The organism is Superficieibacter sp., assembly GCF_032071645.1.
Lineage (GTDB): Bacteria > Pseudomonadota > Gammaproteobacteria > Enterobacterales > Enterobacteriaceae > Superficieibacter.
The window spans coordinates 418,190-441,058 of the sequence record NZ_DAMAPU010000003.1 but is presented as its reverse complement, the minus strand read 5'-3'; the positions used below and the strand labels follow the sequence as shown (position 1 = coordinate 441,058).

The following is a 22,869-nucleotide window of genomic DNA, read 5'->3' as shown; positions in this document are numbered from 1 at the left end:
GCCGGGCGCAGGACATAAAACAGCATAATCCGAGGCTTTAGTTTAGAAAAAGCGAACGGGCGATCGGTCGGATCGCCCGTTTTTTTACGATCGGCAGCGGGCAGCGTTACTTCGCCAGCAGTTCCCGGCGGACGATCTCTGCCCCTGCGCTTAAGGCGTTGAGTTTGCCTCTGGCGACCTGGCGGGATAACGGAGCCATGCCACAGTTGGTGGCAGGCATGAGTTTGTCAGCATCGACGAACTGAAGCGCTTTACGTAAGGTTTCCGCGACTTCCTCCGGGGTTTCTATGGTATTGGTCGCCACGTCAATGGCCCCGACCATCACTTTTTTACCGCGAATAAGCTCAAGCAAATCCATCGGAACATGCGAGTTATGACATTCCAGCGAGATAATATCGATACCGGAGGTTTGCAGTTTAGGAAACGCTTCTTCGTATTGTCGCCACTCGCTGCCCAACGTTTTTTTCCAGTCGGTATTGGCTTTGATGCCATAGCCGTAACAGATATGTACCGCAGTTTCACATTTAAGCCCTTCAATGGCTCTTTCTAATGCGGCAATCCCCCAGTCATTGACTTCATCAAAAAAGACATTAAAAGCAGGCTCATCAAACTGGATAATATCCACGCCCGCCGCCTCTAATTCTTTGGCTTCCTGATTTAATATTTTGGCAAATTCCCAGGCCAGTTTTTCGCGGCTTTTATAATGATTATCATACAGCGTGTCGATCATCGTCATCGGCCCCGGCAGCGCCCATTTAATGGGCTGCGTGGTCAACTGGCGTAAAAATCGGGCATCCTCAACAAAAACGGGCTTTTGACGCGCCACCGGCCCCACCACGGTCGGTACGCTCGCATCATAGCGATTACGAATTTTCACCACCTCGCGTTTCTCAAAATCTACGCCGCTGAGGTGTTCAATAAAGGTGGTAACGAAGTGCTGTCGCGTTTGCTCACCGTCGCTGACAATATCGATACCGGCCCGCAGCTGTTCATCCAGCGCCAGACGCAGCGCGTCCTGTTTCCCCTCAATGAGTTCTTCATTTTGCAGTTTCCACGGGGACCAGAGCGTCTCCGGTTGTGCAAGCCAGGACGGTTTGGGTAGGCTGCCAGCCGTCGAGGTAGGGAGCAATTTTTTCATATCACAAAACCTTTTATTTTCTATAAATCAAAGAGGGTAATTGGCAGACCACTGCTCAAGACGATCCCTGTAACGTTTGATGAAGTGCTGCTCAGTAAATTTTCCCTGCTCAATCGCTAACTGACTGCGTTCTTCCCGGTCATAAACAATTTTTGTTAATGAATGGTCCTGGTTATCCAGATTCGGTTGAAAGAATTGCGCTGCCGCAGCATTGGCATTGTAAATTTCCGGGCGATAAATCTTCTGAAAAGTCTCCATCGTGCTGATGGTACTGATAAGTTCAAGATCGCTGTAATCCCGGAGCAAATCACCAGTAAAATAAAATGCCAGCGGCGCAACGCTGTTCTTCGGCATGAAATAGCGCACTTGCAGGCCCATTTTATTGAAATAGCTTTCGGTCAATGAAGAACCGTGTTGCTGATATTCAATGCCTAATACCGGATGCTCATTCCCGGTGCGATGATAGGTATCTTTACTGGACACACTTAAACAGATGACCGGTGATTTCTTAAAGTGGCTTTGGTACTCGCCGGAGTTAACGAAATGCTTAAAGATTTTTCCATGCAGGTCGCCAAAGCTGTCCGGCACGCTAAATTGGGTCTGGTTTTTATTATGCTCTGGTAATAATACGCTAAAGTCATAATCCCGAACGTAGGAAGAAAAGTTATTGCCGACAATGCCTTCAATACGCTGCTGCGTTTTTTTATCAATGATATGGGTTTTTAATATTTCAATCACCGGAAAGCTATCGCTGTCAACGTCAACAGTCATCTCAACAGAAATAATGTCAAGTTCAACGGAATAACGATCGCCCTCAGGATTGTCCCAGTAGGCTAAACTGTTGAAACGATTGTCGATCATCACCAGCGTGTTACGTAAATTCTGCTGGCGGTTTTTGCCTCTGGCCAGATTCGCAAAGTTAGTGGTAATACGCGTACTTTCCGAGGGGTTATAGTTCTCGTCAAAAAGACTGCTGGTAATAGTAAATGTAAATTCTTTCTTCATTATGATCATTTGCCCTGGATGCGGATATAAAAACTGAATTCACACGTTGATTTTCAGAAGATGACTGCTTTTTCAGCCTTTATGTTGCCAATAAGTTAATAAGCTTCTTTTATGCCAGAGCAGTCAAAGGAGTGAAAGCGACTTAATTTCATTACAACATGAGTCATATTCATGATCGGATCGTGAAGGGTAATGAAATGGGTTTCATGGCTGGCCGGGCGGGGATGCAGGAAGGGAAATATTCTATTATCCCTTCCTGCAATGTGGAATTAAAAATTATCTTTTACTGCCAAAATCGCGATCGTTAATTCCCCCAGTAATCATCCGGGTTAATTCTTCGCAGCGGATAATTTTGCCTGATAATACGGTGAAACGGGCTAATACCTCAAATTCGCTTTTCTCGCCTTCCAGTTTTTCCACCTCGACAAAATGATGGGTAAACACCGTATCACCTTCTGAAACCACTGACCTGACGGTGAGGTTTATCCGCGCGGCGAGTGATTTGAGCGTTTCCATATGCTTGATGAAGTCGTTATATCCCAGTTCATGCCCGTCAACGACCTGTTGATAACTGGAGTCAAAATACCGGGCGATGGGGTTCTCATCATGCACTGAAGTGCAGACTACCTTTTCTAATGCTTCGATGACCAGTTTGCTGGCGTTTTTCATGGGCTTCTCCTGTTGCAGAAGAAACACTCTACGGTAGAACGGAAAGCGGGTAATATCCGTATAAAGACATTTATTACGGTAAAACGGCCAGATTGATGGAAACGCAGCAATTCAAATACCACGCCCTGCACGCCACGCCGTGGCATCAGCATTCATCCGGGCAGCTCTGCTGGCTTAGCCAGGGCATCATGGTGATTGAAACTGCACGGGCACAGTGGACGGTGACGCCTGGCTCCGTCGGATGGTTTCCCCCTGATTTGTATCACCGCGCCTGGGTTCCCGGAACGGCAACGGGCCATAGTCTGTATCTTGATCCCATAGTCGCAGGTTATTTTCCTGATTTTGCAGCCGTATATGCGGCCGATCATTTCATTATTGCTTTACTGATGCGCTGCCAGAAGAGTCATCTTCAAAACCAGCAAGATTATCAGGATATGCTTTTGAAACTATTAGGCTATGAAATCATGCACCGTTCTGAATTACCGCTTGAATTAACATTGCCAACCGATCGCCGGGCGCGAAATATCGCCAGTGAATTATTAAAAAATCCAGGAAGCACCTTAAATCAAGGCCAGCTGGCCCAGCAATATGGGCTGAGTGTCAGAAATCTTAGCCGCTTGTTTAATCAGCAAACCGGCCTGAGTTTTAGTCAGTGGCGACAGCAGGCAAAAGTGGTGGCTTCGCTCCAGTGGGTGCTGGCAGGGCTGCCGGTGAGCGAAGTGGCATTCTTAAGTGGTTACAGTAACGTCAGCGCCTTTATCGAGGTATTCCGCCAACGCTTTGGCAAAACGCCGGGGCAGTTCAGGCCAGCCTGACGCTCCCTCTTCCCCCGTCGGACTGCGCCGTTAAACGCTAACAGGATGGCCGGGCTTACCGGCGCTGCCACCCTTTTGCCGGACCTGACATTACTGGACGCTTACAGCAAAATTATTCAGCAGGATCGCGCCTTTCCCCACAATTCTAAAGACGAGAGGTGCCGGTAAGTTCTCAGTAAGACTCCCGTCAGGATAATCGCATTTTCTTTGCTGACTGGGAGACTTATCATGCATCATCGTTTGCTGACCGGACGAGCCGCCATTGCGGCCATGGTCTGCACTTTTGCGCTGGGTTCCACCTCCGCTTTTTCCGCTGAATGGGGCGCAGGCGCTGGCGTAGCCAGCGCGCAAAAGCCTTACAAAGATTTTTCACGCGATACCACGCCGCTACCGCTGCTCTATTTTGATAATCAGTACCTGCATTTTTTCGCCACCGGAGCCGAAATTAAACTGCCTGGCGTGACGTTCAGTGAAACTCAGCACCTCGATTTTGGTCTTATCGGCAGGTATGACGGTTCGGGCTACGAGGCCGATGACGCCGATATTCTTGACGGGATGGCGAAGCGTAAAAGCGGTTTCTGGGGCGGCGCGAAAGCGCAGTGGCAAAATCCCTGGCTGACGGTAAGCCTCGACTGGACGCACGATCTTTCCGGCAACAGTAAGGGGCAGCGCGTGAATCTGGGCGCGGAGCGGCGCTGGCAGTGGGGTAACTTTTCCCTTACGCCGCGCGTCGTCACCACATGGCATGATAAAAAATATGTCGATTATTACTATGGCGTGCGCGAAGAGGAGGCCCGCGACGGGCGGCCCGCCTACCGGGGAGAATCCGCGTTCAGCGCAGAGTTCGGCCTGCTGAGCGTCTATCGCTTCAACGCGCACCATTCCGTCATGCTCGATCTGGAAGCCACGCGGCTCTCTTCCGAAGTGAGGGACAGCCCGCTGGTTGACCGTTCACGCAAAGATCGCATTTTCATGGGGTATATGTACCACTTCTGATGGGAAGAATTTTGTTAATTGAAGACCACGCGCAGCTGGCCGGGCTGATTGCCAGGGGACTTGCCAGCGCCGGGATCCCCACCGATATCGTCGGCAGCCGGGAGGCCGCGCTGAGCGCGTTAAAACTGGTCGCGTATCAGGCGCTGGTGCTCGATCGCGGCCTGCCGGATGGCGATGGCCTGCTTCTGCTCCAGCAGTTGCGTCAGCGCAACCTGATGTTGCCGTGCCTGATCCTCACCGCGCGCGATGCCCTGCACGATCGGGTTGAAGGTCTGGAGGCGGGAGCGGATGACTATCTGCCCAAACCGTTTGCGATGGCGGAACTGGTCGCCCGCGTGCGGGCGCTGTTGCGTCGTCCCGCCGTGAGCCAGCCGCTTGAACCGGCATTCGGTGACGTGACGCTGCTGTCGGATGTGGGTGTGATGCGCTGCGGCGAGGAGAGCATTACCCTCGCCCCGGCTGAAATGCAGATTATGCTGACGCTCTTCCAGAAGCAGGGCGGTGTGGTGCGCCGCAGCGCGATGGAGGCGGCCGGTTGGGGTCTTAGCGACACCGTTACGCCAAACGCGCTGGATGTGGCATTGCACCGGATGCGCCGCAAACTGGCGGCTATCGGCTCTGATCTGCATATCGTTAACCTCAGGGGACAGGGCTATGCGCTGCAAAAAACCGACGCGGATGAATAGCCTGTCGATAAGGATCCTGCTGGCCTACGTGGCGGGTGCGTTGCTGAGTATCGGCCTGCTGGTGACGTTGGGCGCGTTGGTGAAAGAACGCCTGCCGGGAATGGATCTGGCCGAACGCACGCTGGCGCTGGCGGAGCGGCTGGAGTTCGACGCGCGGGGCAATCCAACGGGATTTACCGACAGCGATGCGCACCCGCTGTGGATCTACGATAGCCTGCGTCAGGAAACCGCGTGGCGGGTACTGGACGACAGCGGTCGCGTGGTGCTCCGCTCGTCGGGCGCGGCAGACTGGCCGGAGGGCGGTGCGCGGCACGCGCTGCCGGAACGGCGTTTTGCCTTTACTCGCGAAGGCGTGCTGTACGATGGGGCGCGGGAGGATCAGAGACATAACGGGCGAACGTGGACCGTCGAGCTGGCAGTCAGCTCGCGGGTGATCGACTTCCTGCATCAGGGGTTTGCCCTGCCCTTTATCCGCCTTGGGGTCATTATCTTTAGCCTGGTGCTGCTGGTTATTTTTACCGTTTGCGCCTGCGTCAGCCTGAAATACGCACTACGACCGCTGCGCAACGTGTCGCAGGCCGCCACGCAAATCTCACCCCGCTCGCTGGGCGATCGGCTGCAAACCGGGCACGTCCCGACGGAACTGGTTCCGCTGATCGCCAGTTTTAATCAGGTGCTCGACAGGCTGGAGAAAGGATTTCGCAGCCAGCAGGAATTTCTCGCTACCGCCGCCCACGAGCTAAAAACGCCGCTGACATTACTGCGCGCTGAGGTCGAGTTGATGAGCGAGCATTCAGAAGTTCGTGAATCGCTTCTGTTGCAGATATCTCACCTGTCCCGCCAGGTGCAGCAGCTATTGCTACTGGCCGAGGCGAGTGAACCGCTGAGCTATCAGTTCCGCGACGTGGAGGTCTGCGACGTTGCGCGCGACGTGACCACCTATCTTCGAAAAATCGCCGATGATGCCGGGGTCAGACTTCATCTCACCTGCGATGACGGGGTAAGTAAATGGCGTGCCGATCATGGGGCATTCTTTACCCTGTTGAAAAATCTGATCGAGAATGCCGTTCAACATGCACCGTTGGGGACGGTGGTTAACATACATGTGCAGGCAGAAAGCGTGAGCGTATCCGATCAGGGAACGGGCGTGCCGCCGGAACAGATGCCACACATCTTCGAGCGCTTCTGGCGAGGCAAGCTACGTCAGGATTCCGGCGCAGGTCTGGGGCTGGCAATTTGTCAGGAAATTTGTACCGCCCACGGTTGGTCACTGACCGCTCACAACGGGCTGACGGGACTGACAATGAGGATATGTCGGGCTGGGAACGCAGAGGTGCATTAACCGTAATGGGTTTGCGCCAGGTTTAGTTTGCCGGGGAGTGGGCGTCATTGTGGGGCTATCTGATTTGACTTGCGGCAAAGTGAGTGAGAGCTATTTTTTGAGGCGGGGAATACCCGCCTCTGGCAACATTACACCAGAAGCGGGCATCGCCATTAATCCACCAGCGCATCGGATGATACCGGCGATAAAGCCCTCTGCGCCCGCTTACCGGGTTACTTCTTTTGCTCGGGGATTCGGGCAATCACTTTAATTTCAAAATCAAATCCCGCAAGCCAGGTTACCCCTACGGCGGTCCAGTTCGGATAAGGCGGCTGCGGGAAGACAGACTGTTTCACCTGCATAATCGTCGGGAACTGATTTTCCGGGTCGGTGTGAAAGGTGGTGACATCCACCAGATCGTCAAAGGTACAGCCTGCGGCGGCAAGCGTGGCTCGCAGGTTATCAAACGCGAGCTGCACCTGCGCGGCAAAATCAGGCTCCGGCGTGCCATCGGCGCGGCTGCCCACCTGACCGGAAACAAAAAGCAAATCGCCAGAACGGATCGCGGCAGAATAGCCGTGCTCCTCGTAAAGAGCATGGCGGTTAGCGGGGAAAACGGGTTCATGCTGGCTCATAGGGTTTCCTGTTGTTCATACAGTGTCGGATATGGGATGCACGGCATGAACAAATGATCTAACATACGCCGTGTATGTTAAATTAATCATACATACGCGGCGTATGTCAAATAATATACGCTGCGTATATGAAAAAGGAAACCCGATGACCGCCAGACGCCGTGTTGAAAAGATGGAAGAGAACCGCGCCAAACTGATTACGGCCGCACGAAAAGCCTTTGCCGAAAAAGGCTTTGCCGCCGCCTCAATGGATGAATTAACGGCCAGCGTGGGCCTGACACGCGGCGCGCTGTATCACAATTTTGGCGATAAAAAAGGGCTTCTCGCCGCAGTTGTCGAGCAGGTGGATGGTGAAATGGCGCAACGCGCGAAGGCCGAGGCCGCAGCTGTGGGCGAAGACTGGGAAAAGCTGCTTGCTGAAGGGATCGCCTACATCAGGATGGCTCTGGACCCGGAAGTGCGGCGTATCGTCCTGCTTGATGGCCCTGCTTTCCTTGGCGATCCCTCACAGTGGCCGAGTCAGAATAGCTGCCTCGACGCAACCCGCCAGAATATTACAACGTTGATTGAACGCGGCGTGCTCCAGTCGGTGGATGCTGACGCCGCCGCACATCTGCTCAACGGCGCGGCATTGAATGCCGCACTATGGATCGCGGCGAGCGACGATCCTGAAAAGACTCTGCCGAAAATGATTAACGCGTTTACCCTGCTGGCAAGCGGCTTACGTAATAGCTAATGCCCCCTCCTGGCAGGCGGGGCTTTTAAAGCCCCAGCGCGCTAAGCGAGGGATGTTCATCAGGGCGTCTTCCCAGCGGCCAGTGAAACAGTCGTTCAGATTCATCGATTGGCATATCATTCACACAGGCAAAACGACGCTTCATTAGCCCGTCCTCCCCGAACTCCCAGTTTTCATTACCGTAAGAACGGAACCAGTTTCCCGAATCATCATGCCATTCGTAGGCATACCTTACGGCGATACGGTTTTCAGTAAATGCCCAAAGCTCTTTAATCAGACGGTAATCAAGTTCTTTCTTCCATTTCCGCTCCAGGAAGGCCTGCGCTTCCTCACGGTTATTGGCGAATTCCGCGCGGTTTCGCCATTGGGTATCCAGGGAATAAGCGAGAGCGACTTTTGCCGGGTCGCGGCTATTCCAGCCATCCTCTGCCAGTCTGATTTTTTCAATCGCACTTTCCCGGGTGAATGGCGGTAAAGGGGGACGTGTATTCATATGGAAGACCTCTGATGAATGTCATGTAGACAGATCTGTCTACTCGTGTTAATTTAGTGGCGAAAAATGACACTGTCAATAAATCTGTCAGGGGTTTTGCTAAAAATGATTACCGATAAAAAAGGCAGCGTAAAAGAAAAAATACTGTTAACCGCACACGATTTATTTTACGCCAAAGGGTTCAGGGCTACCGGAATTGATAAAATCATCAGGGAGGCCCAGGTAACAAAAGTGAGTTTTTATCGCCATTTCCCCGCGAAAAACACGCTCATTTTGGCCTATTTACACTATCGGCACGATCTGTGGATCACCTGGTTTCACGATACGTTAGCCCGCAAGATCGGCGAAGAGAACATATTACCGGCTGCGTTATCCGGCACGCTTAATGAATGGTTGAGATGCCCTTCTTTCCGTGGCTGCGCCTTTATTAACGCAACCGCAGAAGCGGACTCGGAAGATATCGCAGAGGAGATCAAAGAATTATGCCGTAACCATAAACTTGACGCGCAGAAAACAATAACGTTGCTGACCGGTATTACGGATAAAACGGTAATGTCTCAATTAATGATGCTTATCGATGGCGCGATTATTCATGCGCAAATGGGAATGGACGTCACTGAGGTTATCGAACAGTTAAACGTTGGATTAGAAAAACTGCTGGCAGACTGAAAATGATTGTGCTCATAAAGTTTGCTTTTTCGCTGTCAGGTAAAATCACGCGCCAGAGATAACCACAATTAAATCGATTAAATTTTAACCATTCGTGTTAGAGTGAAGCACACTCCCCGAAAGGTTAATGATCATGTTTGTTATCGATTACGCCAGGAAGCTAATCAGCGGCAAGTCTACTTCCACCGTGACCTGTCCCCATTGCAGCTTACGATCATCGCAGCCTTTATCAAAAGTTCGCCTGAAGCAGGCCATGCTTTGCCCTGGATGCAAAGCGCTTTTTATTCCAACACGCTAGATTCTGACATCCGATCGTACATAACGCACGACCGCCTGACGACACGGGCTGAAAACGCGCATTAACGTTTGCCGTTAACGCGCTGATTGTCGCGCAGAACATCAATCGCGGTTTGCATCGCCACTTTATCATCTCTTTTTTTTTGCTTGTCCTGCATGACCTGCAGGTAATCAAGCAATGTGCGGGTATTAATCGGTCTGCCCTGTTTGCCGACGGCCAGCAGGGCTTCACCAAGAATGATTTTTACTGGCGGTAACTGGGCCGGATACCAGTCGAGGGTGTCTTCAGATTTCATCTTAAATTTCTCACGGAAGGGTAGTATATCACAGATCGGCCCTCCACTCCGCGCCTGCGGAAGATAAGACCGTTCGCATCCGGGTGGGATTATCCGCCAGCGTATCTGTCACGTCCTGGCAGTGGTTGTAGGCGGGGGCGAGCCTTTTCGTGAAGTTTGGGAGATAACAGTCCAGACAGCGGCGCGTGTGTGGGTTAAGCCCGACACCCCGCTTTTCAATTTTCAACAGTAACAAAAAAGCCCCTGCACGTATGCAGGGGAAAACCCATGTCAGAGCTTATTAGTATTTAGTTGAACACCATCCCACCATCAATCAGCAGGGACTGGCCGGTCATGTAGTCGGAGTCTGGCCCGGCGAGATAAGATACGCAAGCAGCCACATCTTCCGGTTCGGACAATTTGCCAAGAGTGATCCGTTTGGCATAGGTTTCAGTACCGTAGCCGAGCGGTTTACCCGCCGCCTCGGAAATCTGACGGTCGATTTCCGCCCACATCGGCGTTTTGACAATGCCAGGACAGTAGGCGTTAACGGTGATCCCCAGCGGCGCGAGGTCACGTGCTGCCGTCTGGGTTAACCCACGAACCGCGAACTTGCTGGAACTGTACACCGCCAGTTCCGGGTTGCCGGTATGGCCCGCCTGAGAACAGGCATTGATGATCTTACCGCCATGTCCCTCTTTGCGGAACGCGTCAATCGCGGCCTGAATACCCCAGATCACCCCTTTCACATTGATGTTATAAACCTTGTCGACAATGTCTGAGGTGATCGACTCTATGGGGGTAGAAGGTGCAATCCCGGCGTTATTGACGATGACGTTGAAACCGCCCAATGCGGTACGGGCTTTCTCCACTGCCGCAAACACCTGTTCGCGTTTCGACACGTCGACCTTCACGGCAACGGCATTGCCACCGTTGCGGGTGATTTCATCGGCCACGGCTTTCGCCGTTTCCTCGTCATAATCGGCGATGGCGACGGCAAAACCATCTTTCACCAGGCGAAGCGCGATTGCTTTACCAATCCCCTGGCCGGAGCCGGTTACAAGAGCCACTTTTTGCATTTCTCTGTCCTTATATTGTTTTACAAAATCTGGCTGAGATGGAGCTGGCCCATCAGCAGCGGGTTATCGCTGTAGTCAACGGGAATAGCGACAACGGAAGGACCGTCAATATCCATTGCCGCACGCAGCGTCGGCTCAAGCGCATCGGCGCTCTCCACGGCAAAGCCTTTCGCGCCGAACGCGTCGGCATAGACTTTGAAATCGACCGGGCCGAACTCCACACCAGAAAGACGCTGGTATTTTTTCTCTTCCTGAATCGCCACCATGTTGTAGGCGTTATCCACCCAGATAATGTGCAGAACATTGGCATTGAGGCGCACGGCGGTTTCCAGTTCCATGCTGGACTGCAGGAAGCCGCCGTCACCGGACACCGAGACCACCTTGCGACCCGGGTTGACCAGCCAGGCGCCAATCGCCCACGGAAGCGCGACACCCATGGTCTGCTGGCCGTTGGAAATCATTACCTGACGCGCGCGGAAGCTGTAAAGATAGCGGGCAATCCAGATGTGGAAGCTGCCCATGTCGACGGTGAGCGTCACGTCGTTGTTCACGATATCCTGTATGGCGCGCACAATGCGCAGCGGATGCAGGGCAAACTGGTTGAGGGATGCACCGCGGCGGTTGAGGAGATCCCGCTGATGCTGGCGATCGACCAGAATTTCAGAGGCACGCGGGCTGAGTTCCAGTTTGTGCTCTATACGGTTGGCAAGCAGATCCAACGTTCCGGCAATGTCCCCCACCAGCTCCAGATCGGGAACATACTTGCGCTCTTCATAGGCAGGCAGCACGTCAATATGCACCAGGGTAGCGTCACCGCTGTTCCACATGGACGGCTCATATTCCACCGGACTGTAGCCGATGCAAATAATCAGATCCGCCAGATGCAGCAACCGGTCCCCTGCCTGATTACTGAAGAGCCCGACGCGTCCGGCAAAGCGAGTAAAGTGTTCCTGGTTGACTGCCCCGGCGGCCTGATAGGTGCTGGTGACAGGGATACGGCTTTTCTCCAGCAGCTTATGCAGCGCGGCACTGTTGACGGGCTGGCTGGCCATCAGGCCCAGTAAAATAACCGGATTTTTGGCGTTTTCGATAAGCGTCGCCAGATAGTTGATAGCTGACTCTGGTGCCGGCCCCATCAATGCTGCGGTGCTGGCGGGCAAAATTGCCCCGGTGACCGGCTGGTCGACAATATCCTGCGGCAGGCTGACAAACGCCCCGCCCGGCCTGCCCTGCTCAGCGGCGCGAAACGCGTTCGACACCGCCTCGGCAATTGCCTCCGGTGAGTTGACCTCCACGGCATACTTCGTCACCGGGGTGAACATAGCCACCGTGTCCATGCTCTGGTGCACCAGCTTCGCTTTGTCTGCGCGCTTCACCGCCCCGCCCAGCGCCACCACCGGGTCGCCCTCGCTGTTGGCGGTGGCAATACCGGTGATCAGGTTCGAACAGCCCGGCCCGGAAGTGACCAGCGCCACCCCGGCTCTACCGGTCAACCGCCCCACCGCTGCCGCCATAAACGCCGCGTTTGCCTCATGGCGCACGGGGATAATTTCGATGGTGGAGTCCAGCAGGGAATCAAATACCTTGTCGATTTTCGCACCCGGGATCCCGAAAACCTGCTTCACGCCCTGTGCTTCCAGTTGACCAACAACCATATCGGCGCCGTGCGCCCACTGACGTGCCTGTGTATCACTGTTCACGGTGTTCTCCTGTTAGTTTTCAACGGAACGGATTGCCGCATCAAGGTTGCTGGGGTGAAGGTCGGCCTGTAAAAACGCGCTGTCGGCAGGCAGGTCAATCATCAGCTTGTGGATTTCACCGAAGGTGAGCACACCGCTTTCAAGCTGGTAGTCAAGCAGATGGCCGCCGCCCTGACGGTCGTCGGTGATGAAATGTTCGTGATAGCCCGCCACGTTAATGCCCTGCATATGCTGTGGGGTGCGAAACCCGACCAGCACGCCCTCGCGTTGGTTAAAGCGGAATACCGGCTGGTCGTCCAGCACGTCGGTCATCGCCCGGTACGGCGGCGTCTGGCGCGGCACGGTCCGGGTGTGGGCGTGGCGGAAATGCCCGTCGATACGCAACGCACAGAACAGGTTATCGGAGGGGATCTGTTGGTCGATGACGTCGTGGATCTGCTGACGACTGACCGGCCCGTCGAAGGTTTTGCGGTACTGCGGCTGGAACCAGGTCATCACCGCAAACGGCGTTTTTTGATCTGGCTTCGCGGCCCGTGCGCTGCCGTCGGCGCGCAGCTGATAGACCTGGCTGCTGAAGGCAATCATTTCGCCGTCCAGCTCGTTAAAGGTCCCAAGACCAAAATCACCGTGCGCCAACAGATCGGCAATCGTAGTCTCTCCTTCGTACACACCGCTGAGCAGGGCGCTCATTAGCGATGTCTGATAGATCACTCTGTCAGGATGCTCGGCGGAAAACCCGCGCAGGGTTTCGCACAGACTTGCCTCACAGTCGCATGCAGATGAATGCACCATCATGCTCGTCCTCTTCAACTTTATTTAGAAAGGTTAAATAAATGTTGACTCGATTCAGCGGAAAGTTCCAATATAAAACGCATGCTGGTTTGAGACGTTTTTGATATGGAATTTCGTTATCTGCGCTATTTTGTCGCGGTTGCACGCAAGCGACACTTCACTAAGGCGGCCAAAGTACTGGGTATTTCACAGCCTCCCCTGAGTCAGCAGATTAAACGGCTTGAGGAAGAGGTTGGCACGCCGCTGTTCAGACGCCTGACCCGGGGCGTTGAATTAACTGAAGCCGGAGAAGCCTTCTATGAAGATGCCTGTAAAATTCTGAAGATGAGCGACGCCGCGCTAGAAAAAGCCCGTGGCATTGCGCGTGGCTTGAACGGAACCCTGTCGATAGGGATCACCAGTTCAGACGCTTTTCATCCTAAAATCTTCGCGCTGATTCGCCAGTATCAGGTGCATAACAGGGCGGTGACGGTACATCAGGTGGAAGCCAATATGTCGTGTCTGATGACGATGCTGGCTGAGGGTGAACTGGATATCGCCTTTGTGCGCCTCCCCTGCGAGAGCAGTAAGGCTTTTAACCAGAAAATCCTGGGTCGGGAGCCGATGGTAGTGGCGCTGCATCGCGACCATCCTGAGGCGAAAAGTGGTGCTCTGAGGTTAGAGCAGCTTCGGGATACGCCAATGATTCTGTTCCCACAAGAGGTCGCGCCGGGGCTGTACGATCGCGTTTACGGCTGCTGCGAGAGGGCCGGAATTGATATGCAGCACACGCTGCAGTCGTCGCAGCTTTCCTCATCCCTGAGTATGGTATCCGCAGGCGGCGGTTTCGCCCTGGTGCCGGAGTCGATGGCGGCCATTTCACCGCCAAATGTCACCTATCATTTGTTGACCTCGCCGGAGCTTTATACTGAGATCGCGCTCTGTTGGCGGCGTTTTGAACGTTCGAAGACGGTGAAACTGTTTTTGGCTATGTTGAATGGGGATTGATATCAGAGCGGTTAAGTCCTGCCGCGCCGCAGGCTCTGTCGATCTCCAGGTTAATTGGCTCTGTAATGTTAGCGTTTATGCCCTGCCATTATTATTGATTTCGATTACCAACTTACCGAAAGGCCCTCTTTCCAAGTGATCTAAAGCGTTTTCCAGGTCGGAGAAAGCGTAAACAGAATCGATCACGGGTTTTATTCCGGTTTGTTCAACAGCGCGAACCAGATTTAACAGCGCCTGACGACTGCCGGTACCGATGCCATGAATCGTTACGTCTTTCAACATAAGGGGCATTGCCGGTGCGGTGATATCAAAGCCATCGAGCGCACCTATCTGGCAAATATGTCCTCCGACCGCCGCGAGCTGGACTGATTTAGCGAGATGTTCGCCACCGATCACGTCGAGAATATGATCGGCACCACGGTTACCTGTGATCTGATAAATCACGTCCATCCAGTCTTCGCGGTTCCGATCCACGTAATAGTCGGCTCCCAGTGCTTTCGCCCGCGTGGCATTACTGGCTCTTCCTGATACGATCACCCGGGCACCATGCGCTTTTGCGATCTGCAGGCCAAACAGCGCCACTCCTCCGGTACTGGGAATAAGTACGGTATCGCCAGCTTTAACACCGGCACGCTCGACCAGTGCGAACCATGCAGTTAAACCAGCGCAGGATAAGGTTGCAGCCTGCGTGGGTTCCAGCGTGGTTGGCGCTTTTACAAGCCAGTCTTCAGGCATAACGACATATTCTGCAAGGACGCCAGGATAATAGCCACCCAGGGTCCTGTAGGCTGGAGTTCGCGCATCACCGGGACGCAGTCCGTCTTTCCAGTCAGGCGTAAAGGTCGAAATAACCCGGTCACCGTTGTTGAATAGTGTCACAGCATCGCCATGTCCGACGACTTTACCGGCCAGGTCGGAACCGGGCGTAAAGGGGAACTTTAGTGGCAGGCCTCGTCCACTCTCAATGACCATCTTGTCCCGATAATTCAGGGCGACAGCTTCCACCTGCACCAGTACCTGCCGTGGATCGGGAACCGGAATATCAACGTATTTCAGTTCGAGATTTTCTCGTCCAATGGCATTTAATTCCCAGCGACGCATTTGTTTTCTCATAATAAAGCCCTTCCGGTAGTTATGATTTTACCGTGAAAGTCTCCGGCTTCTGATTGTGATTAACAATACGCTATAATCAGCACAGGTTGTTGTGTCCGGGAGCAATAATGAAAGGCAGTGAGTTCAGCGAACTAAAAGCGTTTATGTGTGTTGCGGAGGAACACAGCTTCAGGCGTGCAGCGGAGCTTCTCGGAATGTCACCTTCTGCTCTGAGCCATACGATTCGCGCTCTGGAAGAACGTTTGGGTGTCAGGCTGCTTAACAGGACAACCCGAAGTGTGGCAACCACAGAAGCGGGACAAACTCTGCTGGAACGCCTCATGCCTGCGGTCGCAGAGATTTATTCGGCCGTCAGGGACGCTGGCGCTTCCCAGGCAGAGCCGCAGGGGCGGATTCGGATCAATCTTCCCCGTATTGCCGCCCGTCTCCTGATTACACCCATGCTTCCTTTATTAAGGGAAAAATATCCCCGGTTGTCGCTTGATGTGGTCATTGATGACACCATCACCGACATCGTTGGAAAGGGATTCGACGTCGGGATCAGATCGGGAGAGCTCGTTCAGCAGGATATGATCGCCGTGCGACTGACTTCAGACCTGCGGATGGCTGTTGTGGGTTCGCCAGACTATTTTTCGCGCTTTCCTGAGCCTCGGCACCCGCAGGATTTACGGCTGCATCAATGCCTGACATATCGCTGGGACCCTACAGGAGTGCTGCAACGATGGGAATTCCGGGGGCCGGAAGGAGCAATCTTCGTCAACGTCGAAAGCGTTATTACCGCGAATGAAACTGATTTTGTGCTTGATGCAGCGCTAAAGGGCACAGGACTGGCTTATATCAGTGAGCAGCTTGCCAAACACTATATTGAAAAGGGCGAACTCATTCAGGTGCTAAGTGAATGGTCTGCGGTTTTTTCAGGATTTCATCTGTACTATGTCAATAACCCTCATATGTCTGCTTCGCTAAGAGCATTTATTGACTTAATCAAATCGTTTGTAGCCACCACCGATCCTGGCTTGTAGTAATGTTGAAGTTTACTGCCGGGTCTGCCGTTACCGGATATTCGCAACGTCCGCTCTGCGAGAAGAGTAGACAATGCTACATCAAATTTGTAATTAATAGCATGATTAAAGAGCACATCATGTCAAATTGATTTCTGTGATAATCAATTAATCTGAAGATCCTTAAATGCCACTACTGGGATGAGTAAATTATGACGACTCCAACTCCGCAGGCAGTAACAGAAGCCTTCTTTCATCGTATCGCCACAGCAGAAGATGTTCATGAAATCGCTGAACTGGTTAGTGAAAACATAGACTGGCTGGTAGCGGGAAATACTAAGGTTGTTCCCTGGATTGGTCGTAAATATGGGAAGAAAGGTGTAGCAGAGTTCTATGCGCAGATCCGATCACAGATATCATCCGAGCATTTTGAAATCAAAGACTTACTAATCAAAGATAAGCGTGTGGTTGCTATCGGTGAACTTGCATCACGAGTAAAAAAAACAGGCAAGTTGATTGAAACCGAATTCGTGCTGGATATGTGCATTGAAGAGGGATTGATTACCCGTTTTCGTATGTTTGAAGACAGCTACGCCGTTTTCAAAGCATGCGAGTGATTTACTTGTTATCTTAAGATATCTAAAAGATCGTGAAGCAAAATACGTAGTTATTAGAAGTTAGCTGATTTATTTTTTCATCGCAATAACCAGCTTCCTGATAGTCATTGTAGGTCACTAGTTAATCGCTATATTTTGCATGAAACGGTGAGAGCGGCAGGTCCGCTCTGAATGTGGAGCGGACAGCCGCTTTTGATTTTCTACCGTAAAATTTATCTATTTTTTATAATCACTTTATCTGGCCAGACGTGCTTTTTTTATAACAGCTTTATAAATTAAAAATCTGCCATAATGGCAGATTTCTTTAATTTATAATTAGAGGTTTGCAACGTTATGATATACTTTTTGCACATCATCGTCATCTTCAAGGGCATCAACGAGTCCTTCAAAGATTTCTAAATCTTCTGGTGAAAGCTCAATTTCTGCCTGAGCAATCATTTCTAATTCTGTTGTTGAGAATTCAGTAATTCCAGCCGCTTTTAGCGCTGCAATTCCTTTGTGAAGGTCTGTAGATTCCGTATAAACAACGATGTTCCCTTCTTCTTCGGATACATCACGAACATCGACTTCAGCATCGAGCAAAATTTCAAAAATATGGTCAGGGTCTGATCCCTTAAATACAATCACTCCGGTATTGTCAAACATATAGCTGACAGCCCCTGCCGCTCCGATATTCCCGCCTTTTTTATTGAAAATTGTGCGGACATTCGCAATCGTGCGGTTAACATTTGAAGTCAATGTTTCAGCGATAACCATTGAACCATTAGGTCCGAAGCCTTCATAACGCCCTTGCACGAACGTTTCATCTCCGCCACCCTTGGCTTTATCAATTGCTTTATCAATAACGTGTTTTGGAACTTGTGCTTGTTTCGCACGTTCGATAACGAATTTTAAAGCTGAGTTTGATTCTGGATCGGGTTCACCTTGTTTAGCCGCCGCGTAGATTTCTACACCGAATTTTGCATATACGTTAGACGTTGCACCGTCTTTAGCCGTTTTTTTAGCAACGATATTGGCCCATTTACGTCCCACTGGAATAGTCTCCTCAAAAAAATTTATTTACATTACCGGCAGGTTAATAACCTGTATTTATCTCCGCCGAATTATATCACAATATGTAAATATTCGTCTATGAGAAATAAAAATATCTCGATTTCACAGGATGTTATTTTAATTCTATCAAGCGTTAATATTATGGATGATCTATTTTAAATACTTCGATCCAGTATTAACTCAATAGTTATCGACAATGCTGGATTTGGCATTATGCAGGCCACAGGCGAGATCGGATTCTGGACAAGAGAGACATTAAGGTAGAATGGATAACCCCGCCATTGCACTCTCTTTTACCGCGCGACTATGCGACGACTTGCAGGCGACAGATATAAAAAATCCACGCCAGGCGTGGATTTTAGAAGCAGTGTCAGAATAGAAGATTAGCGTTCATGCCTTGCCATTAACAGCGCGAGATCAACGAGGCGATTTGAGAATCCCCATTCGTTGTCGTACCACGCCAGGATTTTGACCATATTACCGCCAATCACCAGCGTCGACAGACCATCAATAATGGAAGAACGCGGGTCACCCTGATAGTCGCTTGAAACCAGCGGTTCATCGCTATAGCCGAGGATGCCTTTCAGTGGCCCCGTCGCGGCGGCTTCACGAAACGCGTTATTAACCTCTTCTGCCGTCACATCCCGCTCAAGCGTCACGGTCAGGTCGACAATGGACACCACAGGAACCGGCACGCGCAGCGAGTAACCGGTTAAGCGGCCATCCAGTTCAGGGATGACTTTGCCAAGCGCCTTCGCAGCACCGCTGGAGTAAGGCACAATCGACAGTGCGGCGGCGCGGGCACCGCGCAGGTCTTTTTCCGGCTGGTCGTGCAGCGCCTGACTGTTGGTGTAGGCATGGGTGGTGTTCATCAGGCCATGCTTAATACCGAAATGCTGGTGCAAAACCTGCGCGGCAGGTGCCAGACCGTTGGTGGTGCAGCTACCGTTGCTGACCACGTAATGTTTATCCGGCGAGTAGAGGCCATCGTTAACGCCCATCACGATAGTTAAATCATCGTTTTTACCGGGTGCGGAGATAATCACCCGCTTTGCGCCACCACTATGGATATGCACCGCCGCCTTCTCACGGTCAGTGAAGAAGCCGGTTGCTTCGATGACGATATCGACTTCAGCCTGACGCCACGGGATATTGGCCGGGTTGCGTTCGCTAAAGACGGTAACGGGTTTACCGTCAACCACAAGCTGCCCCTCACTGGCGATGACATCGGCGTCGAGCTTGCTGAGCAGCGAGTCGTATTTCAGCAGATGCGCCAGCGTTTTGCTGTCCGTCAGATCGTTGATTGCCACAATCTGAATATCCGGGTTACCCAGTGCTGCACGCAGTACGTTGCGTCCGATACGGCCAAAACCGTTAATACCGACCCTTACCATGATCAACTCCTTATCTGTTGTCTCTGAAGCTACTGTAGGCCGGTCACGGGTTGGCGTAAATGACAAAAAAGGATCACTTTACGCCATTTTACGACAGTGAAAGCGCTGACGATATTCACCAGGCGTGAGGTGGAGCTGTTTTTCAAACAGCCGTCGCAGGTTAATGCTGCTGCCAAATCCCGTCTGTTCGGCGATGCGATCCAGCGTCTCGCTGGTCTGCTCCAGGCGCTGTCGGGCAGCGGCCAGACGGGCTTCGGCGACGTAGCGCGCCGGTGAAGCGCCGGTTTCCCGGGTAAACACGCGGGTAAAATTACGCGGACTCATGGCGACTTTTTCCGCCAGTTTCTCCACACAGAGGTCGGCGGTGAGATTACTGAGCAGCCAGGCCAACAGATCGTTAATCGGGCCCAGGGTGCTGGTCTGCTGAAGGTTGTAGCGGCTAAACTGCAACTGGCCTCCGGGGCGGTGCAGGTACATGACGAGGTCCTGGGCGATGTCGCGCGCCAGACTGAAGCCGTAGTCCTCTTCAACCAGCGCCAGCGTCAGGTCAAAGCCGGAGCTGACCCCACCTGAAGTCCAGACATGTTCGTCCTGAATGTAGAGCGGTCCGCCTTCGACGTGCACCTGCGGAAATTCTGCCTGCATGGTCTCCAGCAATTTCCAGTGGGTGGTGGCTCGTCTCCCGTCCAGCAGTCCGGTTTGCGCCAGCAGCATCGCGCCGCCGCAAATGGATGCAATACGGCGGGCGTGGGGAGCCGCAAGGCGCAGCCAGTCCACCACCGCAATTCCTTCCTGCGGATTCTGGCCTCTGCCGGTGATAATAATGGTATCGAGAGGCTCGCGAGGATCTATCTCATGCAGGCGATAATCCGCCAGCAGATTTAAACCGGACTGGCCGTGGATCACCTGATGCGGCTGGGTTGTCGCTAAATGCACCTGGTAACAGAGGGTTGTAGCACTTTCCGGGTGCAGGCGGTTGGCCTGCATCAGAATGTCGGCAATACCGGCGGATTCAAACAGCATTCCACCATCGGGGACAATAATCAGTATCTTTTTCATGTCCTGAAAAGTAGTCTTTTTACAGAATAAGTCAACGGGGTCCAGGCAGAAAGCATCCTCCCGTTACAACAAAATCTCCATGACATCCACCCGCAAAAAATATACGATGCATATATGAAACGTTACGGAGTATATATTTATGGGTATCGTCAAAATTTCGGATTTGCTGCATGAAGACATCCGCGACGCCAGCAAAGCCATGTCGCGTTCGGTAAACGCGCAGGCTGAATACTGGATCCGCCTCGGTATGATGAGCGAGCTTTACCCCGAACTAAACTATCAGCAGATCAAGATGATGATGCTGAAGTCAGGTTCCGACCGTTTAATGGAGGTGATCGATGCCATCAATTCCCATTAAAACCGCCGATGAACTCGCTCGCCAGCGTCATGCAGGCGCGCTGCTCGCGTCGGTATTTGAGATGCTGGACACCTTTATTGTTCCCGGCGTGACCACTCTGGAAATAAACGATCGGGCTGAAGCCTTTATTGTTGAGCAGTTGCAGTCCCGCCCCGCCAGCAAAGGCCAATATGATTACCCTTACGTGCTGAACACCTCGGTGAATGAGGTGGTTTGTCACGGGATCCCAAAAGCTAATGAACACCTGAAATCCGGCGCTATCGTTAACGTCGACATCACCCTGGAAAAAGACGGCCTGATTGCTGACTCCAGCAAAATGTATCTGATTGGTGACGTCTCTCCGCTGGCTCGTCGGCTGGTGAAAAAAACCTGGGAAGCCATGTGGCTGGGTATTAAAACGGTAAAACCGGGCGCAAGGCTGGGGGATATCGGCCATGCCATCCAGAGCCATGTTGAAAACAGCGGTTACAGCGTGGTGAGGGAATATTGCGGGCACGGCATCGGCACGGAGATGCACGAAGAACCGCAGGTGTTGCACTATGGCAAGCCCGGCACGGGCGAGGTATTGCAGGAGGGGATGGTTTTTACTATCGAACCGATGGTTAATCAGGGCGACAGCAAGATAAAAACCAAAAAAGACGGCTGGACCGTGGTGACGCGAGATAAAAAACTCTCGGCCCAGTGGGAACATACCATTGCGGTGACCGCTGACGGTTTTGAGGTCTTAACGCTGCGTAAAGACGAAATTATCCCGGACCACATTGCTTAAGACTCATTAGGGGCCAGGAAAAAGTGCGCCCGGTCCCCCTGCACTTCCCATCGCACAAATGCGCCTCTGTTTCCCTGAATGCTCGTTGAATGCTCCACGCCTGTTTTCTCAGGATGCGTTGCAAAGCCTTCTGCATGTTTTAGCGGAACGCAGCCATGCCATGTTCTGACAATCATTTTTTTCTCCTTTCATGGTTATGGGAAAGTCACCATAACACCTGAGAAGACCGAATGGGTGCGGCTAAGTAAATGAATTCCCTCGATCGCCAGCCTCCGCCTATAAAAAAAGCCTTACCGCATCACGGTAAGGCTTCAGCAATCCAGCCGCTAAAGGGCTGATTACTTGCTGGTATCCAGCTCGTCAAAACCCTTCACCAGATCGTCAATCGCTTTCATCTGTTTCAGGAACGGCTCCAGTTTATCCAGCGGCAGCGCGGACGGGCCGTCGCATTTCGCGTTTTCCGGGTCCGGGTGGGCTTCGATAAACAGACCGGCAATGCCGACGGCCATACCTGCGCGAGCCAGTTCTGCAACCTGGGCACGACGACCGCCGGACGCTGCGCCAAACGGGTCGCGGCACTGGAGGGCGTGGGTCACGTCGAAGATCACCGGCGAGTTGTTGGACGCTTTTTTCATCACGCCAAAGCCCAGCATATCAACAACCAGATTGTCATAGCCGAAGTTTGCGCCACGGTCGCAGAGGATCACCTGGTCGTTGCCGCCCTCAATAAACTTATCGACGATATTGCCCATCTGGCCCGGGCTGACGAACTGCGGTTTTTTAACGTTAATGACCGCGCCAGTTTTAGCCATCGCTTCAACCAGATCGGTCTGGCGGGCCAGAAACGCCGGAAGCTGGATCACGTCGACCACGTCGGCCACTGGCTGCGCCTGGCTGGCTTCGTGAACGTCGGTGATAATTTTCACGCCGAAGGTTTGCTTCAGTTCCTGGAAGATTTTCATCCCTTCTTCGAGGCCCGGCCCACGGTAAGAATTGATGGAGGAACGGTTGGCTTTATCAAAAGAGGCTTTGAACACGTACGGAATGCCCAGCTTCTGGGTCACGGTAACGTAATGTTCACAGATGCGCATCGCCAGATCGCGCGACTCAAGCACGTTCATCCCGCCAAACAGCACGAACGGCAGGTCGTTTGCGACGTTGATGTCGCCAATGCTAACCACTTTTTGTTTCATAGGATCGCCTTATCAGAGT

The 22,869-nt window shown here is 52.4% G+C and carries 26 protein-coding genes and 1 pseudogene; 12 read left to right on the top strand and 15 right to left on the bottom strand.

Features of this window, described 5'->3' with window-relative positions:
- Window positions 1-106 precede the first annotated feature (106 nt).
- The 3 genes from RT197_RS08860 to RT197_RS08850 form a co-directional block, all read right to left on the bottom strand.
- Window positions 107-1,138, bottom strand: coding sequence for a methionine synthase (locus tag RT197_RS08860; RefSeq protein ID WP_312949355.1), 1,032 nt, complete (start codon window positions 1,136-1,138; stop codon window positions 107-109).
- A gap of 27 nt (window positions 1,139-1,165) precedes the next feature.
- On the bottom strand, window positions 1,166-2,143 hold the full coding sequence (locus RT197_RS08855; RefSeq protein ID WP_312949352.1) for a DUF1852 domain-containing protein: 978 nt from the start codon (window positions 2,141-2,143) through the stop codon (window positions 1,166-1,168).
- A 276-nt stretch (window positions 2,144-2,419) separates the two neighbouring features.
- Window positions 2,420-2,812 (bottom strand): nuclear transport factor 2 family protein, encoded by a 393-nt coding sequence (locus RT197_RS08850; RefSeq protein WP_312949350.1) that lies wholly within the window; start codon window positions 2,810-2,812, stop codon window positions 2,420-2,422.
- Between the two features lie 95 nt (window positions 2,813-2,907).
- On the opposite strand from RT197_RS08850, the gene RT197_RS08845 reads away from it, so the two are divergent.
- From RT197_RS08845 to RT197_RS08830, 4 genes are all read left to right on the top strand, one after another.
- The gene (locus RT197_RS08845; protein ID WP_312949347.1) at window positions 2,908-3,627 is read left to right on the top strand and encodes a helix-turn-helix transcriptional regulator; all 720 of its coding nucleotides are present in this window, start codon (window positions 2,908-2,910) and stop codon (window positions 3,625-3,627) included.
- A gap of 228 nt (window positions 3,628-3,855) precedes the next feature.
- The gene (locus RT197_RS08840) at window positions 3,856-4,623 is read left to right on the top strand and encodes a MipA/OmpV family protein (RefSeq protein ID WP_312949344.1); all 768 of its coding nucleotides are present in this window, start codon (window positions 3,856-3,858) and stop codon (window positions 4,621-4,623) included.
- A gap of 11 nt (window positions 4,624-4,634) precedes the next feature.
- Window positions 4,635-5,309, top strand: a complete 675-nt coding sequence (locus RT197_RS08835; RefSeq protein WP_312949341.1) for a response regulator transcription factor — start codon at window positions 4,635-4,637, stop codon at window positions 5,307-5,309.
- Window positions 5,278-6,651 carry an ATP-binding protein gene (locus RT197_RS08830; protein ID WP_312949338.1) on the top strand — a complete coding sequence of 458 codons (1,374 nt, stop codon included), beginning with the start codon at window positions 5,278-5,280 and terminating at the stop codon, window positions 6,649-6,651. The genes RT197_RS08835 and RT197_RS08830 overlap by 32 nt, the downstream gene beginning before the upstream one ends.
- A 212-nt stretch (window positions 6,652-6,863) precedes the next feature.
- Here the strand turns inward: RT197_RS08830 and RT197_RS08825 are convergent, their stop codons facing one another.
- Window positions 6,864-7,265 (bottom strand): RidA family protein, encoded by a 402-nt coding sequence (locus tag RT197_RS08825; RefSeq protein WP_312949336.1) that lies wholly within the window; start codon window positions 7,263-7,265, stop codon window positions 6,864-6,866.
- Between the two features lie 145 nt (window positions 7,266-7,410).
- Here RT197_RS08825 and RT197_RS08820 point away from each other — a divergent pair, with 145 nt between their 5' ends.
- The gene (locus tag RT197_RS08820) at window positions 7,411-8,001 is read left to right on the top strand and encodes a TetR/AcrR family transcriptional regulator (protein WP_312949334.1); all 591 of its coding nucleotides are present in this window, start codon (window positions 7,411-7,413) and stop codon (window positions 7,999-8,001) included.
- Between the two features lie 25 nt (window positions 8,002-8,026).
- Here the strand turns inward: RT197_RS08820 and RT197_RS08815 are convergent, their stop codons facing one another.
- The gene (locus tag RT197_RS08815) at window positions 8,027-8,494 is read right to left on the bottom strand and encodes a nuclear transport factor 2 family protein (protein ID WP_312949331.1); all 468 of its coding nucleotides are present in this window, start codon (window positions 8,492-8,494) and stop codon (window positions 8,027-8,029) included.
- A 105-nt stretch (window positions 8,495-8,599) separates the two neighbouring features.
- Here RT197_RS08815 and RT197_RS08810 point away from each other — a divergent pair, with 105 nt between their 5' ends.
- Together RT197_RS08810 and RT197_RS08805 are read left to right on the top strand one after the other, a co-directional pair.
- The gene (locus RT197_RS08810) at window positions 8,600-9,163 is read left to right on the top strand and encodes a TetR/AcrR family transcriptional regulator (RefSeq protein WP_312949329.1); all 564 of its coding nucleotides are present in this window, start codon (window positions 8,600-8,602) and stop codon (window positions 9,161-9,163) included.
- A 127-nt stretch (window positions 9,164-9,290) separates the two neighbouring features.
- Window positions 9,291-9,461, top strand: a complete 171-nt coding sequence (locus RT197_RS08805; RefSeq protein ID WP_312949326.1) for a YnfU family zinc-binding protein — start codon at window positions 9,291-9,293, stop codon at window positions 9,459-9,461.
- Window positions 9,462-9,522: 61 nt separating this feature from the next.
- Here RT197_RS08805 and RT197_RS08800 read toward each other — a convergent pair whose 3' ends face one another.
- From RT197_RS08800 to budA, 4 genes are all read right to left on the bottom strand, one after another.
- Window positions 9,523-9,756 carry a hypothetical protein gene (locus RT197_RS08800; protein ID WP_312949323.1) on the bottom strand — a complete coding sequence of 78 codons (234 nt, stop codon included), beginning with the start codon at window positions 9,754-9,756 and terminating at the stop codon, window positions 9,523-9,525.
- A gap of 287 nt (window positions 9,757-10,043) precedes the next feature.
- Window positions 10,044-10,814, bottom strand: coding sequence for a (S)-acetoin forming diacetyl reductase (locus RT197_RS08795; protein WP_312949321.1), 771 nt, complete (start codon window positions 10,812-10,814; stop codon window positions 10,044-10,046).
- A 20-nt stretch (window positions 10,815-10,834) separates the two neighbouring features.
- On the bottom strand, window positions 10,835-12,514 hold the full coding sequence (gene alsS / locus RT197_RS08790) for an acetolactate synthase AlsS (RefSeq protein ID WP_312949319.1): 1,680 nt from the start codon (window positions 12,512-12,514) through the stop codon (window positions 10,835-10,837).
- Window positions 12,515-12,526: 12 nt separating this feature from the next.
- Complete coding sequence (gene budA / locus RT197_RS08785) at window positions 12,527-13,306, bottom strand: acetolactate decarboxylase (protein WP_312949496.1); 780 nt, start codon at window positions 13,304-13,306, stop codon at window positions 12,527-12,529.
- Between the two features lie 105 nt (window positions 13,307-13,411).
- Here budA and RT197_RS08780 point away from each other — a divergent pair, with 105 nt between their 5' ends.
- Window positions 13,412-14,293 carry a LysR family transcriptional regulator gene (locus RT197_RS08780; RefSeq protein ID WP_312949316.1) on the top strand — a complete coding sequence of 294 codons (882 nt, stop codon included), beginning with the start codon at window positions 13,412-13,414 and terminating at the stop codon, window positions 14,291-14,293.
- A gap of 75 nt (window positions 14,294-14,368) precedes the next feature.
- Here RT197_RS08780 and RT197_RS08775 read toward each other — a convergent pair whose 3' ends face one another.
- Window positions 14,369-15,406 (bottom strand): NAD(P)-dependent alcohol dehydrogenase, encoded by a 1,038-nt coding sequence (locus tag RT197_RS08775; RefSeq protein ID WP_312949314.1) that lies wholly within the window; start codon window positions 15,404-15,406, stop codon window positions 14,369-14,371.
- A 107-nt stretch (window positions 15,407-15,513) separates the two neighbouring features.
- On the opposite strand from RT197_RS08775, the gene RT197_RS08770 reads away from it, so the two are divergent.
- Window positions 15,514-16,428 (top strand): LysR family transcriptional regulator, encoded by a 915-nt coding sequence (locus RT197_RS08770; RefSeq protein WP_312949311.1) that lies wholly within the window; start codon window positions 15,514-15,516, stop codon window positions 16,426-16,428.
- A 191-nt stretch (window positions 16,429-16,619) separates the two neighbouring features.
- A complete protein-coding gene (locus RT197_RS08765; protein WP_312949308.1) occupies window positions 16,620-17,024 on the top strand; it encodes a nuclear transport factor 2 family protein in 405 nt (134 codons plus the stop codon).
- Window positions 17,025-17,339: 315 nt separating this feature from the next.
- On the opposite strand, the gene RT197_RS08760 is transcribed toward RT197_RS08765, so the two are convergent.
- From RT197_RS08760 to RT197_RS08750, 3 genes are all read right to left on the bottom strand, one after another.
- The gene (locus RT197_RS08760) at window positions 17,340-18,056 is read right to left on the bottom strand and encodes a YebC/PmpR family DNA-binding transcriptional regulator (protein WP_312949306.1); all 717 of its coding nucleotides are present in this window, start codon (window positions 18,054-18,056) and stop codon (window positions 17,340-17,342) included.
- A gap of 404 nt (window positions 18,057-18,460) precedes the next feature.
- Entirely contained in the window at window positions 18,461-19,471 is a 1,011-nt protein-coding gene (gene gap, locus RT197_RS08755) for a type I glyceraldehyde-3-phosphate dehydrogenase (protein WP_312949303.1), read from the bottom strand.
- 78 nt (window positions 19,472-19,549) lie between these two features.
- Window positions 19,550-20,530: a helix-turn-helix domain-containing protein gene (locus tag RT197_RS08750; RefSeq protein ID WP_312949300.1), complete on the bottom strand. Its 981-nt coding sequence runs from the start codon at window positions 20,528-20,530 to the stop codon at window positions 19,550-19,552.
- A 139-nt stretch (window positions 20,531-20,669) separates the two neighbouring features.
- Between RT197_RS08750 and RT197_RS08745 the strand changes: the two genes are divergently transcribed.
- Together RT197_RS08745 and map are read left to right on the top strand one after the other, a co-directional pair.
- Complete coding sequence (locus tag RT197_RS08745; protein WP_312949297.1) at window positions 20,670-20,888, top strand: ParD-like family protein; 219 nt, start codon at window positions 20,670-20,672, stop codon at window positions 20,886-20,888.
- Entirely contained in the window at window positions 20,869-21,657 is a 789-nt protein-coding gene (map, locus tag RT197_RS08740) for a type I methionyl aminopeptidase (RefSeq protein ID WP_312949294.1), read from the top strand. The genes RT197_RS08745 and map overlap by 20 nt, the downstream gene beginning before the upstream one ends.
- Before the next feature lie 11 nt (window positions 21,658-21,668).
- On the opposite strand, the pseudogene RT197_RS08735 reads toward map, so the two are convergent.
- Window positions 21,669-21,833: pseudogene (locus RT197_RS08735) on the bottom strand (hypothetical protein); the annotation flags it as partial.
- Window positions 21,834-21,995: 162 nt separating this feature from the next.
- On the bottom strand, window positions 21,996-22,850 hold the full coding sequence (gene kdsA / locus RT197_RS08730; protein WP_312949291.1) for a 3-deoxy-8-phosphooctulonate synthase: 855 nt from the start codon (window positions 22,848-22,850) through the stop codon (window positions 21,996-21,998).
- Window positions 22,851-22,869: the final 19 nt, after the last annotated feature.